This window comes from Flavobacterium labens (assembly GCF_048286755.1).
In the GTDB taxonomy this organism is placed as follows: Bacteria; Bacteroidota; Bacteroidia; order Flavobacteriales; family Flavobacteriaceae; genus Flavobacterium.
Genome location: NZ_JBLVPL010000001.1, coordinates 128,467 through 144,132, shown reverse-complemented (window position 1 = coordinate 144,132; position 15,666 = coordinate 128,467). Strand labels below are relative to the sequence as shown.

14 protein-coding genes are annotated in these 15,666 nt (G+C 34.5%); 11 read left to right on the top strand and 3 right to left on the bottom strand.

The window, feature by feature from the left end:
- The first annotated feature begins 84 nt into the window (after window positions 1-84).
- From ACNQF8_RS00580 to mtaB, 7 genes are all read left to right on the top strand, one after another.
- Complete coding sequence (locus ACNQF8_RS00580) at window positions 85-1,005, top strand: ABC transporter ATP-binding protein (RefSeq protein ID WP_417950365.1); 921 nt, start codon at window positions 85-87, stop codon at window positions 1,003-1,005.
- A gap of 85 nt (window positions 1,006-1,090) precedes the next feature.
- Window positions 1,091-2,407 carry an ABC transporter permease gene (locus ACNQF8_RS00575; RefSeq protein WP_417953448.1) on the top strand — a complete coding sequence of 439 codons (1,317 nt, stop codon included), beginning with the start codon at window positions 1,091-1,093 and terminating at the stop codon, window positions 2,405-2,407.
- A gap of 74 nt (window positions 2,408-2,481) precedes the next feature.
- Window positions 2,482-3,645 (top strand): sigma-54-dependent transcriptional regulator, encoded by a 1,164-nt coding sequence (locus ACNQF8_RS00570; protein WP_113665305.1) that lies wholly within the window; start codon window positions 2,482-2,484, stop codon window positions 3,643-3,645.
- Between the two features lie 94 nt (window positions 3,646-3,739).
- On the top strand, window positions 3,740-4,474 hold the full coding sequence (locus tag ACNQF8_RS00565) for a DEAD/DEAH box helicase (protein WP_417953447.1): 735 nt from the start codon (window positions 3,740-3,742) through the stop codon (window positions 4,472-4,474).
- A gap of 16 nt (window positions 4,475-4,490) precedes the next feature.
- Entirely contained in the window at window positions 4,491-4,709 is a 219-nt protein-coding gene (locus tag ACNQF8_RS00560) for a DUF2007 domain-containing protein (RefSeq protein WP_113665307.1), read from the top strand.
- Window positions 4,710-4,733: 24 nt separating this feature from the next.
- A complete protein-coding gene (locus tag ACNQF8_RS00555; RefSeq protein ID WP_315207224.1) occupies window positions 4,734-5,531 on the top strand; it encodes a Cof-type HAD-IIB family hydrolase in 798 nt (265 codons plus the stop codon).
- A 170-nt stretch (window positions 5,532-5,701) separates the two neighbouring features.
- On the top strand, window positions 5,702-7,030 hold the full coding sequence (mtaB, locus tag ACNQF8_RS00550) for a tRNA (N(6)-L-threonylcarbamoyladenosine(37)-C(2))-methylthiotransferase MtaB (protein ID WP_417953446.1): 1,329 nt from the start codon (window positions 5,702-5,704) through the stop codon (window positions 7,028-7,030).
- A 135-nt stretch (window positions 7,031-7,165) separates the two neighbouring features.
- On the opposite strand, the gene ACNQF8_RS00545 is transcribed toward mtaB, so the two are convergent.
- A complete protein-coding gene (locus ACNQF8_RS00545) occupies window positions 7,166-7,882 on the bottom strand; it encodes a 3-ketoacyl-ACP reductase (RefSeq protein WP_417953445.1) in 717 nt (238 codons plus the stop codon).
- Between the two features lie 128 nt (window positions 7,883-8,010).
- Complete coding sequence (locus ACNQF8_RS00540) at window positions 8,011-8,847, bottom strand: DUF6929 family protein (RefSeq protein WP_417953444.1); 837 nt, start codon at window positions 8,845-8,847, stop codon at window positions 8,011-8,013.
- 151 nt (window positions 8,848-8,998) lie between these two features.
- On the opposite strand from ACNQF8_RS00540, the gene ACNQF8_RS00535 reads away from it, so the two are divergent.
- The 3 genes from ACNQF8_RS00535 to ACNQF8_RS00525 all read left to right on the top strand — a co-directional run bounded on the left by ACNQF8_RS00535 (window position 8,999) and on the right by ACNQF8_RS00525 (window position 13,385).
- Window positions 8,999-9,880 (top strand): PPK2 family polyphosphate kinase, encoded by an 882-nt coding sequence (locus ACNQF8_RS00535; RefSeq protein ID WP_417953443.1) that lies wholly within the window; start codon window positions 8,999-9,001, stop codon window positions 9,878-9,880.
- Between the two features lie 186 nt (window positions 9,881-10,066).
- Window positions 10,067-11,515, top strand: a complete 1,449-nt coding sequence (locus ACNQF8_RS00530) for a PhoX family protein (protein WP_417953442.1) — start codon at window positions 10,067-10,069, stop codon at window positions 11,513-11,515.
- A 94-nt stretch (window positions 11,516-11,609) separates the two neighbouring features.
- The gene (locus ACNQF8_RS00525) at window positions 11,610-13,385 is read left to right on the top strand and encodes a cytochrome c peroxidase (protein ID WP_417953441.1); all 1,776 of its coding nucleotides are present in this window, start codon (window positions 11,610-11,612) and stop codon (window positions 13,383-13,385) included.
- Between the two features lie 56 nt (window positions 13,386-13,441).
- Here the strand turns inward: ACNQF8_RS00525 and ACNQF8_RS00520 are convergent, their stop codons facing one another.
- The gene (locus ACNQF8_RS00520; protein ID WP_417953440.1) at window positions 13,442-14,026 is read right to left on the bottom strand and encodes a hypothetical protein; all 585 of its coding nucleotides are present in this window, start codon (window positions 14,024-14,026) and stop codon (window positions 13,442-13,444) included.
- A gap of 234 nt (window positions 14,027-14,260) precedes the next feature.
- On the opposite strand from ACNQF8_RS00520, the gene ACNQF8_RS00515 reads away from it, so the two are divergent.
- A complete protein-coding gene (locus ACNQF8_RS00515) occupies window positions 14,261-15,643 on the top strand; it encodes an MATE family efflux transporter (protein ID WP_417953439.1) in 1,383 nt (460 codons plus the stop codon).
- Window positions 15,644-15,666: the final 23 nt, after the last annotated feature.

The window sequence follows — 15,666 nt, the reverse complement described above, 5'->3', positions numbered from 1 at the left end:
TTAAAATAAGGATGGGTTTTTTATGTAACTATTCTAAGTATTTTGGTACTAATTATTTACTTTTACACCAACTAAAAAATAAGCATGAATAACATTCTTGAAGTGAATAAAGTTGTCAAGCAATACGGTGATTATGTGGCGCTTAACGAGGTTTCATTAACTGTCCCAAAAGGAAGTATTTACGGACTTTTAGGTCCAAATGGAGCCGGAAAAACATCACTTATCCGAATTATAAACCAAATTACATTGCCTGATAGCGGTGAAATTATTTTGGATGGTGAAAGACTGCAACCCAAACATGTTCAATATATAGGCTATTTACCCGAAGAAAGAGGATTGTATAACACGATGAAAGTGGGAGAACAATGCTTGTATTTGGCTCAAATGAAAGGGCTTTCTAAGGCTGAAGCCAAAAAACAACTGGAATATTGGTTCGATAGATTAGAAATTCAAGGTTGGTGGAATAAGAAAATCCAAGAGCTTTCTAAGGGAATGGCTCAGAAAATCCAATTTGTAGTTTGCGTTTTGCACAAGCCTAAACTATTGATTTTTGATGAACCTTTTTCTGGTTTTGATCCCGTAAATGCTAATATTATCAAAGATGAAATTCTGGCTTTGCGAGATCAAGGAGCGACGATAATTTTCTCTACACACCGTATGGAAAGCGTAGAAGAATTGTGTGATCATATTGCTTTAATCCACAAATCGAATAAACTCATTGAAGGGAAATTAGATGATGTAAAAAGACAATTTAAAACCAATAGTTTTGAAGTGGGCATTTTATCGGAGAATGTAGAAGGATTGATGTATGCTATTACACAGAAATTCACCGTTGGTCCGGCTAATTTTAAATCATTGAATAACGAATTAAAACTGGAAATTCAACTAGGGAATGCCACGCCAAATGAGTTATTGAATATCTTGACCCAATGCGGACAAGTAACACATTTTGTGGAAAAAATTCCAAGTGTAAATGATATTTTTATTCAAACAGTAACACAATAGACTTTTTAGACTTCTTAGATTTTTAGAAAATCTAAAGGTTTATAATTCTAACAGTCTAAAATGTCTAACAATCTAACCATCTAAAATGTCTATAGTATCATTAATTATAAAAAGAGAGTTTATTGCCAAGGTGCGAAATAAATCCTTTATTGTTATGACTTTTTTAAGTCCGTTACTATTTGTGGGAATTGCCGTTTTTGTGGCGTATTTAAGTTCCATGAAAGCAGATACCAAACGAATCGCTATTCATGACGAATCAGGTATGTTTGTAAAGGAATTTACGTCGCAGAACAATAAAAATAAAGCGTTCAAATACCTTGATTTGTCTTTGATAGATTTAAAATTCCTGAAAGACAGTATCACAAATGAAAGCTATGAAGGATTATTGTATATCCCAAAGGCGAGTAATACTAAGGATTTCGAAAGTAAAATCCAGTTTATTTCAAACAGTAGTCCCAGTATTTCATTCATTGAAAATGTTCAGGATGTAATTGCAAATAAATTAACTAAAAACAATTTAGAAAAAGCTCATTTAGATACGCTGGCAATTAAAAATGCCCAGTCAAAAGTGAATATCAGTCTGACAAAAGCATCTGGTGAAGAAAGTGTCAAAGGACTTAACGAAATCAAAATCGGGATTGGTGGCGCATTTGGATATCTTATTATGATGTTCATAATCATATATGGAAACATGGTGATGCGAAGTGTCATCGAAGAAAAAACCAGCCGAATAGTAGAAATTATAATTTCCTCAGTCAAACCATTTCAATTGATGATGGGAAAAATCATAGGAACTTCATTGGCAGGATTGTTGCAATTCCTTATTTGGGCAATAATCGGAATGTCATTAATGTTTGCAGCCTCTGTATTTTTTGGAGTAAATGTGGGTCCTACAGCCAGAGTTTCACCAGAAATAATGCAAACTGCACAGCAAGAAATGACAGGAACTGCTCAAATGTATATTAAGGAATTATGGAATTTACCTATTGCAAGTATCTTGATTGGATTTGTGATTTACTTCATTGGCGGCTATTTTCTGTACAGTTCCTTTTATGCCGCAATTGGTGCCGCAGTAGATAATCAAACGGATTCACAGCAATTTTTGTTGCCAATCATTATGCCGTTAATGTTGAGCGTTTACGTTGGTTTTTTTACAGTTATCAATGATCCACATGGTACAGTTGCAGTTGTTTTTTCAATGATTCCGCTTACCTCACCAATAGTAATGTTGATGCGAATTCCGTTTGGCGTACCTTTGTGGCAAATCGCCATATCTGTAACATTGTTGTTCGGAAGTTTCTTATGTGTCGTTTGGTTTGCTGCAAAAATATACCGAATAGGAATACTTATGTATGGCAAAAAACCAACGTGGAGTGAAATGTACCGCTGGTTGAAATATTAAATTTAGATTAATTCGGTTATTCGTTTAATCGATTAAACAAATAGCCGAATTAACGATTAAACAAATTATCAAAAATGAGTAAAATACTAATCATAGAAGACGAAGCCGCAATTCGAAGAGTACTTACAAAAATACTCTCTGAAGAAAATGATACCTATCAGGTTGAAGAAGCTGAAGATGGTGTTGCAGGTCTCGAAAAAATAAAGAACAACGATTACGATTTGGTTTTGTGCGACATTAAAATGCCAAAAATGGATGGTGTTGAGGTATTGGAAGCAGTCAAAAAAATCAAACCCGAAATTCCTATGGTGATGATTTCCGGTCATGGCGATATGGAAACGGCAATTAATACCATGCGTTTGGGAGCGTTTGATTACATTTCAAAACCACCCGATTTAAACCGATTATTGAATACGGTTCGCAATGCTTTAGACAAAAAACAGCTCGTAGTTGAGAATAAAATCCTAAAGAAAAAAGTCAGTAAGAATTACGAAATGATTGGCGAAAGTGAAGCCATCAATCACATTAAAGTGATGATTGAGAAAGTAGCACAAACCGAAGCCAGAGTTTTAATCACGGGTCCTAACGGAACCGGAAAAGAATTGGTTGCCCATCAATTACACGAAAAGAGCGAGCGCGCTAATTTCCCTTTAATTGAAGTAAACTGTGCTGCGATTCCATCTGAATTGATAGAAAGTGAATTATTCGGTCACGTAAAAGGAGCGTTTACTTCGGCTGTCAAAGATCGCGCAGGAAAATTTGAAGCGGCGGATAAAGGGACTATTTTCTTAGATGAAATTGGTGATATGAGTCTTTCGGCGCAAGCCAAAGTATTGCGTGCTTTGCAGGAAAGTATGATTACCAGAGTGGGAGCGGACAAAGACATCAAAGTCGATGTTCGTGTGGTTGCAGCTACCAATAAAGATTTGAAAGTCGAAATTGCCGAAGGGCGTTTCCGGGAAGATTTGTACCATCGTTTGGCAGTAATTTTGATAAAAGTTCCAGCTTTGAATGAAAGACGAGATGATATCCCGATGTTGATTTCTCATTTTGCGGATAAAATTGCTTCTGAGCAAGGAAATGCAGTGAAAAAATTCTCTTCAGCAGCGATTAATTTGTTGAAAGAATACGATTGGACAGGAAATATACGTGAGTTGAGAAATGTAGTAGAGCGCTTAATTATCCTTGGCGGAAGCGAAATTTCAGAGAATGATGTGAAGTTGTTTGCATCGAAATAAAATTAATTTAATGATTTTAAAATTTAACTATTTAAAGATTTGGCACTAGTTTAATCTTTTAATTTTTTAATTTTTAATCTTTCAATCATAAGAAATGAAACTAAAAAAAATAAACGAAGAGTTACAACAAGCCTTAATTGAAAACGGTTTGACTGAAGCCAATGCGATGCAAAAAGAAACATTTTCGACACTGAAAAGTGGTTCGGATTGTATTATTATTGCACCAAAAGGAAGCGGGAAATCAACAACAATTGTGCTAAATGTAATTCAGAGATTGGCAGGCGCAACTGAAGAATCACCAAGGGCTTTGATTATTGTTGAAGACAAAGCGAAAGTATTGGAAATGGAATCTCTTTTTGAAAAATACGGAAAGAATTCTAATTTAGAAGTTTATGGTGTCCATGACAAAGGTGATATGGAATATGATAAAAATTATATCTCCAGCGGAATTGATGTGTTGATTGGGACTCCAAATAAGTTGAGCGAAATGTTTACTACGGCTGGATTTAACGTAAACCGATTGAAAATGTTTATCCTTGATGATGCTGATCCAATCTTGAAATTGCGTCATGAAACAAAAATAATGCGTATTTCGAATAGTATTGTGAGAACCCAACGTATTATTTTTTCGGAACAATTCACGGAACGTATTGAAGTCCTTGCAGAGAAAATGTTAGAGGAGCCTTATGAATTCGACTTTGATGAAGAAGATGATGAAGAAGATGAGGATGAAGACGAGGAAGATTTTGAGGAGGAAGAAAACTTCGAGGCAGATGTAGACGATGATTTTGAGGAATTAGAAGGTGATGAGGAAAACGGTAATAAATAATTAAATAAAGAATAAAATGGGATTAATGAAAGTGTTTTCGGGAAGTGAAATTTTAGCTTTAGCGTTACAAGAAAGAATTGAAGCGATTGGTGTAGATGTAGTCGTGAAAAATAATATACAATCGGCTCGATTGGGAGGATTTGGAAATTCAGATTTAGCAGTTGAATTGTTTGTTCAGGAAACCGAGTTTGCAAAAGTAAACCCTGTTATTGAAGAATTCAGAATGAGTATTTAATTCATTCACAATAAAAGAAATAGAATGAAATATAAAATGTTGGTTTTGGACATGGATGATACTTTGTTGAACGATGATCATACCATTTCAAACGAAAATAAAGTGATGTTGTCTAAGGCAAGAGAATTGGGGGTGCATATTGTTTTGGCATCCGGAAGACCAACGCCAGCAATGATTGCTTACGCTAAAGAATTACAATTGGATAATTCGTATATGATATCATATAATGGCGCTGTTATTACAGATTTAAAAGAAGATAAAGTCATTTTTGAGCAAACGTTAACCCAAGGGCAAATCCATGAATTGTATGATTACAGTTTGAAAAGTAAGACACACATTATTACTTACGTTAATGGGAAAATTGTAAGTGAAACGGATTCTGAATATATTGAAATCGAAAAAAATATTACGGGTTTAGAACATAATAAAGTGGTAAGTTTTAAAGAGGAAGTTCAATCTTCAGCTGTGAAATGTATTTTGTTAGAAGAGCCTGGTTACTTAAAAGAAGTAGAAAAAGACTTGAAAGCGGCAATGCCACATCTTAGTGTCAGCATGTCAAAGCCCTTTTTTCTTGAAGTAGCGCAAAATGGAATTGATAAAGGAGCCAGTATCAAATTTTTAGCCGAAAGACTAAATATTCTTCAAAGTGAGATTATTGCTGTAGGAAATGCAGGGAATGATTTAACCATGATTGAATATGCAGGATTGGGCGTTTGGGTTGATAATGTAGATCCTGAATTGAGAGATAAAGGAGATGTTATTGTAGCTTCTAATAATAATCATGGCGTGGCTGAAGTGGTGAGACGATTTATCTTGAATTAAATCTTAAATCAAAAAATAATAATTTATCATCCGATACTTTGTTTCGTAAAAGAGACTAAGTGTCGGATTTAGTTTTTAATAAAATATGCATTATAGAAAAATTTATAGATTTAGTTCGTAAATTTGCACACTCAATTTTTTGACAACGATTTCATTAATTGAGTTATCTTATGGAAAACAGAAAAAAAGTAGCCTTTTATACCTTAGGCTGTAAACTAAACTTCTCAGAGACTTCTACAATTGCCCGTAACTTACAAGACGAAGGATTTGACCGCGTAGATTTTGAAGAAGTGGCTGATATGTACGTGATTAATACCTGTTCAGTTACTGAAAATGCTGATAAGCAGTTCAAACAAGTAGTGCGAAAAGCAATGAAATTGAATGATAAAGCATTTGTTGCGGCTGTGGGTTGTTATGCGCAATTGAAACCGGAAGAATTAGCAAGCGTAGATGGAGTGGATTTAGTTCTTGGAGCAACTGAAAAATTTAAATTGGCAGATTATATCAATGATTTGTCTAAAAATGATTTTGGCGAAGTGCATTCATGCGAAATTGCAGAAGCTGATTTTTATGTGGGAAGTTACTCAATAGGAGACAGAACCCGAGCATTTTTGAAAGTTCAGGATGGTTGTGATTATAAATGTACGTATTGCACAATTCCGTTAGCAAGAGGGATTTCGAGAAGTGACGAGTTAGAAAATGTATTGAAAAATGCTTCAGAAATTTCGAAACAAAATATCAAGGAAATTGTTCTTACCGGAGTAAATATTGGGGATTACGGAAAAGGAGAATTTGGAAATAAAAAACACGAACATACCTTCTTAGAATTAGTTCAGGAATTAGACAAAGTAGATGGAATCGAAAGATTGCGAATTTCATCTATTGAACCCAATTTATTGAAAAATGAAACCATAGAATTTGTATCGAAAAGTAGAACTTTTGTTCCGCATTTTCACATTCCGTTGCAATCAGGAAGCAATGATATTTTAAAGTTGATGAAACGCCGTTACCAACGTGAAGTATATACTGAAAGAGTAAACAAAATCCGGGAAGTAATGCCGCACGCTTGTATAGGTGTGGATGTAATTGTAGGTTTTCCGGGTGAAACAGACGAGCATTTCCTAGAGACCTACCATTTCTTGAATGAAATGAATATTTCGTATTTACACGTATTCACGTATTCGGAACGAGATAATACTGAAGCTGCTGCAATGGAAGGAGTTGTTCCTGCTAATGTTCGTGCTAAACGCAGCAAAATGTTGCGCGGTTTGTCCGTAAAAAAACGCCGTGCTTTTTACGAAAGTCAATTGGGAAGTAATAGAACTGTTTTGTTCGAAAGTGAAAATAAAGAAGGATACATTCACGGTTTTACTGAAAATTACGTAAAAGTAAAAACGCCTTGGAATCCTGAATTAGTCAATACCTTACACGAAATTAATTTAACAAAAATTGATGAAGATGGAAGTGTACGAATGGATTTTGTTTCGGCTTTGGTTTAATTATTAAACATGTAAGTCATCTAAGTTTTTTAAACCATTAAGAGATTAAGAAAATTAAGCATAAGACTTAATGAAACTTATTCTCTTAATGGTTTTTGGTCATTCGACTTTAAGACTTTTGACTTTCGACTAATTTTAAGGATTTGTAGACCAAATACTGCTGTTTTTGATAAATACGCGTCGGTTTAATTTCAGTTGCGCGATGATTAATTCGGCCATATCTTCTGCCTGCATTACGGTTTCCGGATTACCGTCTGTCAATTTTAATTCTTTGGCCATATCAGTAGCAACAGTACTCGGCGTTAATGCCGTTACACGAATATTATGTTTGCGAACTTCTTGCATCAATGATTCCGTTAATCCTAAAACAGCAAATTTTGAAGCACTATAAGCACTCGTTAACGCATTTCCGCTTAATCCTGCTGTTGAAGAAATATTGATGATATCACCCGTTTGTCTTTCAATCATATTTGGCAAAACGGCACGAGTTACGTAATAGGTTCCCATTAAGTTTACTTGGATAATGCGTTCCCAATCCGTTGGTTCTAATTCTAAGAATTTTCCAAAAGCGGCTATTCCGGCATTATTGATTAAAATATCAATGGTTCCAAATTCGGCTAATGCTTTCTCAACGGCAGCGTTTACCGAATTGATATCAGCAACATCAGCAGTTATTGCCAGTGCTTTTACTCTTAAAGAACGCACTTTTGCAGCTACACTGTATATCTCTTCCTGTGTTCTGGCAACCAAAATTATATTTACACCTTCTTTGGCTAATGCCAAAGCAATCGCTTTTCCAATTCCTTTTCCTGCGCCGGTGATTAGGGCATTTTTATTTTTTAAATCTGTCATTTTGTATATTATTTTAGGTCAATAAGAGACCAAGTTTACTGTAAAAGTAGTACGTTTTATAGTTGAAATCTATTTTGATTTTCTATTTAATCTAAATTTAACGTTCTGTTATTTGACTGAAATGAATATTATTTTTTGTCTAAAGTTAATTTGTAAATATCTGTTTCCAAGACTTCCGTGTCTTTATCTTCACAAAGCAGGAATTCTATTTTTTCTTTTGAATTGGAGTACAAAGTCAATCCTTCGAATTTATGGGTGCTGCTAATTTTTTGGGTAAAATCGATTTTCATGGTTTTCAGGTTGATGCTCCCAATAAGGCTTCCTAAAACTTCGCCATCATCATATGTAGATTCGGTATCTTCGGCTGTGGCCAAAAAATAAATGCTATCACCGACTAAAATAGCATCGGTAAAACTACTGCGCACTCCTTTTATTTTTGGGAGTTTGTAGGCATTAGAAAGAATACTGAAATCATTGGTAAGGTTTTTTCCTTCGATGGTGAAAAGGACATTTTTATTGGAGCTTCCGTTGCCTCGATTTAATAAAAACCAACTTTCGCCATTATAGATGGCGCCTTCGAGGTTGAAATCTTCGGGTTTTATTTCTCCAAAATTTTGCATGACGGCATATAAATCGGTGAGGTCATTTGTGGCGATTATCTTTTTATCAGTAGCATTGACTTGTATCATTTTGTTCCTTTTCTCGGTGGAACCGGAGCCAAAAACGTACAAACTATCACCAAAATGGGTTATGGCTTCAAAATCAGCTTTGTCTTTTTTGAGTGTGTTCTCTGTTGGGTTTTCCAGTAACGGATGGCGTTTTAAATCTTTGGAATCCATTTGATATTCATAAAGAAAACCACTGTTGTCACCAATAATCAGTAGGGAGTTGTCTTTGTAAATAAGTCCTGATGCAGAACCAATACCTATGATTTGAAATAATAATTCGAGTGTGAATTTTTCCATTGTATTTGATTTGAATAGGAGTGCCTAGCCCAGATAGAAGAGGAAATCCTTTTATTATTTTTCTTTAAAATAATAAAAGATTGCAACGAATAGCTGGAAAATGCTCCTTATAATTTGTTATATTTGAGTTTACAAAGATAAAATATTTCTTATGAAGTCTATAAACCCCGATGATTTTAAAGTGATTGGCAAAATTGATTTGTCTAAAATCCCTACAAACTTGTTTAATGGAGCCAGTGAGGATGATAAAGAGGAAAAGCTGGACAAAGTTCAGGAGAAATTGAGCGAGTTGCAGGATGTGATGTACGCGCACAATCGATACGGCGTTTTGATTTGCTTGCAAGGCATGGATACTTCTGGGAAGGATAGTCTGATTCGGGAAGTTTTCAAGGAATTTAATCCGCGTGGTGTTGAGGTGCATAGTTTTAAAACACCCAATTCAACGGAACTGGAACACGATTACCTGTGGCGACATTATTTGGCTTTGCCAGAAAAAGGGAAATTCGCTGTTTTTAACAGAACACATTATGAGAATGTTTTGGTGACACGCGTTCACCCAGAATATATTATGAATGAAAATTTGCCTGGAATTGAAAAAGTAGAAGATGTGACGCCACAGTTTTGGCAAGATCGATTGGAGCAAATTAATAATTTTGAAAAGCACATTACACAAAACGGAACTATTGTTTTGAAGTTTTACTTTCATATGAGTAAGGAAGAGCAACGCAAGCGCTTGCTGCGTAGATTAGAAGAAGTAGAGCACCATTGGAAATTTTCGCCCGGAGATTTGAAAGAGCGCGAGCATTGGGATGAGTACATGGAGTATTATGAGGAGGCAATTAATAAAACGGCTACTGAAAATGCGCCGTGGTATATTATTCCTGCTGATGATAAGGAAATGGCACGTTATGTTGTTGCCAAAATTATTTGGGAAGAAATGCAAAAATATACTGATATTAAGGAACCACAGTTAGACGAAAAAGTTAAAGCTAATTTTGAAATGTATAAAGAAATGCTGAAGAAAGAGAGTTAATTTAATAGATTTTCTTACTAAAGTTACTTGAAGTTTATTATTGTATTACGGTATTGTTAGTATGTAAAATAATTGTTTTTATTACTTTAAAAATTCAGCCAACTCTTGGCTTTTTGTTAATATTCAATTCATTCAGAGTTTAAATTCACTGCATTACTTTGCTTGAAATTTAAACAATCAACCAAAATGAAAAGAATTATTTTACCAATGTTATTTTTAGTATCCTTAATCTCATGTGAGAATGATGCTAAATCTTCTAATGAAACAACGAGTGTTGTTTTAGCTAATCAATCAGCAACTCCTGTGTTATTGAAAAAGCAAGCTGGTTTTGAAAGCTTAGAGCTTTTTTCATTGATTGGTTCTGACGATGTTTTGGCAGGAAGCCCAAATTTTGTTTTTGGAGGTTCTGCAGATGGATCAGGATTATTGAAAAATGCTGATGGTACTTTTACTTTTTTGGTGAATCACGAAGACAATTTTGCGGTATCAAGAGTAACTTTTGACAAAACATTCAAACCTACAAAAGGAGAATATTTATTGAACTCTAATGGTGGAACTTGGAGGTTATGCGGTGCTACAATGGCAACGGTTGCTGAAAATGGTTTTGGACCATTGTATTTGACATGTGGAGAATCTGGTGAAGAATCTCGCACTCATGCCATAAATCCTTTTGGAGATGTTGCTTCTGCTTCGGTTTCTAAAGAATTACCTGCTTTAGGAAGAATAAGTGCTGAAAATGCTTTGCCATTAAAAGCGTCTGCATTTGCAGGAAAAACGGTAGTTGTTATTGGAGATGATGATTCAGGAACGTATGGCGGTCAAGTATTTATGTATGTTTCAAACACTGTAGGTGATTTAACGAATGGTTCTTTATACATGATGAAAAGAACGGATAACAATCAGAGAGAGAAAGATATGGTTGTTAATCAATCGTACGGTGTTTCTTTTGTTAAAATTGAGAACCACACTACAATGACTGGAGCGGCTATAAATGCTTCTGTAAATACATTAAAAGGAATCAAATTTGGAAGAGTAGAGGATTTGGATTATAAAAAAGGTTCAGATGCTGGAGCAAGAGAAATCTATTTTAATGTTACAGGACAAAATACAACCGGAACCAATGCAGATGCTTCAAGAACAAAATATGGTAGAGTTTACAAATTGAACTTGGATGCAAGCAATCCTTTGGCTGGTACTCTTGAAGTAATTCTTGATGGAGATGACCGTACCGGAATTGCAGGGAAATTCCAAAATCCAGATAATATCTGTGTGACAAAAAACTACGTTTATGTTCAGGAAGATGCCAATGGATATGGTGATGAAACACATGACGCTTACATCTATCAATACAACATGGCGACAAAACAATTGAAAGTGGTTGTGGAGTTAGACCACCGTCGTACGGCTACAGATGCTACTAAATATAATGTAGGAGGAACAAGTAAATTTGGGGATTGGGAATACGGAGCCATGATTGATGTTTCTGAACAATTAGGGATTGATGATACTTTCTTATTGAGTGTTCAGCCTCATACTTGGAGAGGGACAAAATATAAAGGTGTTGATGGAGGAACGAATCGTCCAAATGAAGATCAGGCAAGCCAAATTGTTTTAATCAAAGGATTAGCACGATAATAAACCCAATCAAATAGTTACAAATCTCCACGGTTTCTTAGTAGGAACCGTGGTTTTTGTTTTTTGCAATTTTTTAAAGTTATTCGCATTTATCATGAAAAACAGTTTCATTTTATTGGTTCTAATTGTATTGGTCTCTTGTCAAAATGCTATTCCTAAGCATGAAACGGTAAATAATGTATTCAAATCAGATATTTTAAAAGTCATAGATGAGGTTTCTAAACTGGAACATTTAATAAAGTTAAATTCCTCAACAGTTCAGCTTCAAAAACAATTTCTAATTGCGCACAGCAATTACAAGCAAGTGGAAACGATTAGTGAGTATTATTTTCCTGCTGTCTCTAAAGCTATAAATGGTCCAGCTTTGGCTGAATTTGAAGAAAATGATGGAAAGACTTTGCCTCCCGAAGGATTTCAAGTGATTGAAGAATTTATTTTTCCGGCATATAATCCAAAATCAAAAGCGGAGTTGCTGAAAGAAATGGGAATTCTATCGGCTAATTTAAAGCGTTTGGACAAAGTATCAAAGACAAATGAATTCACAGATTCCCACGTTTTTGATGCGATGCGTTTGGAAGTTTTTAGAATCATAACCTTGGGAATAACCGGATTTGATTCCCCAATTGCTCAAAAATCTATTCCAGAAGCAGCATCAGCATTAGAAAGTATTGAGAAATATTATAAAATTTATGCTGCTAATTCACCCGATGAATCTTTTCAGAAGGTTTTAAAAACGATTAAAAAAGGCAAGGAATATTTAAAAAAGAATACCAACTTTAATGCCTTCGACCGCGCTTTTTTTATTCGAGAAATCGCTAATCCGTTAAGTGTCGGTTTGTCTAAAACGCAAGTCAGCTTAAAAATTCCTTTTATAAAAGAAACAAGAGGATTAAAAACAACGGCACAGACACTTTTTGATGAAAACGCTTTTGATGCCGAAGCTTTCTCGGCGTTTCCAGATTACGAAACAACACCTGAAAAAATAGAATTAGGGAAATTATTGTTTAATGATCCTGTTTTATCAGGAGATAATTCTCGTTCGTGTGCTTCCTGTCACCATTCAGATAAAGCATTTACGGATGGTTTGGAGAAATCAGTTTCATTAGACGGTACATCGTTGGTAAAAAGAAATACGCCGACACTTACTAACATTGCATTTCAGCGTGCTTTCTTCTCAGATTCCAGAGTTAATTATTTAGAAGATCAGGCTGTAGCGGTAATTATAAATGAAAATGAAATGCATGGTTCTTTAGCAAAATCAGTTGTAGCTTTAAAAAAACAACCGAGTTATGTTGCCAAGTTCCAAAAAGCATTTCCTAAAACCGAAATAGATGAATTTGGGATAAAGAACGCATTGGCATCCTACATAAGATCATTGAGTAATTATGATTCAAAGTTTGATGGGTTTATGAGAGGAGAGGAAAAATTTGATTTGGATGAAATTGCAGGTTTTAATTTATTCACTGGAAAGGCAAAATGTGCTACTTGTCATTTTATTCCATTAACAAACGGAACGGTACCACCAAGTTTTATGAAATCAGAAAGTGAAGTGCTGGGCGTTCCTAATAAGCATAAAAAATTAGATGCTGATTTGGGTAAATTTGAATTAACGAAAGCCGAAATTCATCGAAATTCTTTCAAAACACCAACCATAAGAAATATAGAATTAACTGCGCCTTACATGCACAATGGCGTTTTTAAAACACTGGAAGAAGTGATTGATTTTTATAATGATGGCGGTGGAAACGGATTGGGATTTAATTTGCAAAACCAAACGTTACCTGAAGATAAACTGGTTCTTACTAACTTAGAAAAAAAACAGCTTATAGCCTTTATGAAAACTTTGACAGATAAAAAGTATTCCCGATAGTAAACAAAAAATGCGCTGAAATTCAGCGCATTTTTTATAACTAACTCAATATTTTTTTATAGTTTGAAACCATAAGCTAAACGTACACCAACTTGTCCTACTCCTCTACCAAGAGAACCGTTACTGTTTAAACGATCAAAATGATTGTAGTGTGTATAGTTCAAAGAAATATCTATGTACTTAGTAGCATAACCTATACTTGGAGATAACAATAAAGAAGTTTTATCTCTGGTATTTTCTACATTACTTGTTGCAAATGCTGCACCAGCTTCTCCCATTAGGTAAAATTGGTCATTCCATACGAAAGCTTTAAAACCTGCTTTAGCTGGGATAATACCTAAATCTTTTCCTTCTGTTTGACCAGCAAACCCATCAGCTTTGCTTACAAATAAATTAGTGTAACCTGTAGTCAACGTCAAAGAATATCTTTTTGATAAATCATATTGTCCTCTTACATCCGCACCAAGTGATAATTTGTAAGGGTCGTTAGTTGAATATCCTGCATTTGCACCAAATCCTAAACGGAATCCTTGATCGTAATTTGTAGCTGTAGTTGTTGTTTCTTGTGCTTGTACATTGTTAGCAAACATCATTGCTATTGCGAATACAAATAACATTTTGATTTTTCCTTTCGTTTTCATAATTGTAATATTTTTTATTAATAATTTTTTTGGTGTTATCATGATTTTATTTAATTCAAAACAACGTTACAAATGTATAGCCCTCATAAGCCTGTTTTGTTATAGAATTACTTGGTTTTGTTATAGAATTCCTTGTTGGGTGAAATTATGTACTAAAAAAGAAGTGTTATATATGTAATAGTATTGATGCAATTGAAAGCTTCTAATTATCTTTGCCATCAAAAAAAAGCAAAAGTGAATTTATCTCAATACTTCAAAGAGTTTTCTTATAATATTAAATTAGCTTATCCTGTAGTTCTGGGAATGTTAGGACATACATTAATAGGTATCGTTGATAATTTCATGGTAGGAAAATTAGGTTCTACTGAGTTAGCAGCGGTTTCGCTGGGTAATAGTTTTATATTTATTGCTTTGTCTTTGGGAATAGGTTTTTCTACCGCAATTACCCCATTAGTGGCTGAGGCTGATGCTGAAAAAAATGATCAAAAAATCCGCACTACTTTTCATCATGGGTTGCTTTTATGTACGATTTTAGGAGTTGTATTATTTATTCTGACTGTGCTATCTAAACAAATTATGTATTTCATGCACCAACCCAAAGAAGTTGCTGAAATGGCTGCTCCTTACATTGATTGGGTAGCGTTTTCTTTAATTCCGGTAATTATGTATCAGGGCTACAAACAATTTGCCGATGGATTGTCTAAAACAAAATATTCCATGTACGCCATATTTATGGCTAACATAGTGCATGTCTTTTTTAATTATGTGCTGATTTATGGAATTTGGATTTTTCCAAAATTAGGAATTCTGGGTGCTGCATTGGGAACGGTATTGTCCAGAATAATGATGGTAGTTTTTATGCATTACCTGATGAAAAGAAACTCGGCATTGAAAAAATATTTTAAGAATTTCAGTTTCAAAGAAATTCGAAAATCAATTCTGAAAAAAATCATCAACCTTGGTTTACCTTCAGCAATGCAAATGTTATTTGAAGTAACGTTGTTTACTGCGGCGATTTGGCTTTCAGGTTCTTTGGGAAAAAATAGTCAGGCTGCCAATCAGATTGCACTTATTTTGGCATCCTCCACTTTTATGGTTGCAATGGGATTAAGTGTTACAGCAATGATTCGAGTGAGCCATACCAAAGGAATGAATGATTATAAGAACTTGATTGTCGTGGCAAGATCAATTTTTCTTTTGGCGATTATTCTAGAAACTTTTTTTGCGATAATCTTTGTGGTATTCCATAATTTTTTACCGCATCTATTCTTGAATATGACAGATTCAGCTCAAATGCTTGACAATGAAGAAATTATCTTAATCACTTCAAAACTGTTATTGATTGCAGCCATTTTCCAAATTTCGGATGGAATTCAAGTAGTTGTTTTAGGAGCGTTACGTGGTTTACAAGATGTAAAAATACCTATGTACATTACCTTTGTGGCCTATTGGGTTATTGGTTTTCCTATTTCTTATTATTTAGGAAAATACACAGAACTGAAAGCTGTTGGAATCTGGATCGGACTTTTAGCGGGATTAACTGCTGCCGCTTTATTTTTGTATATTCGCTTTGCGAGATTGACAAGAAAGTTGGTGATGCAAAACGAAAATAAATAAAATAATAAATTACTTAAATATTA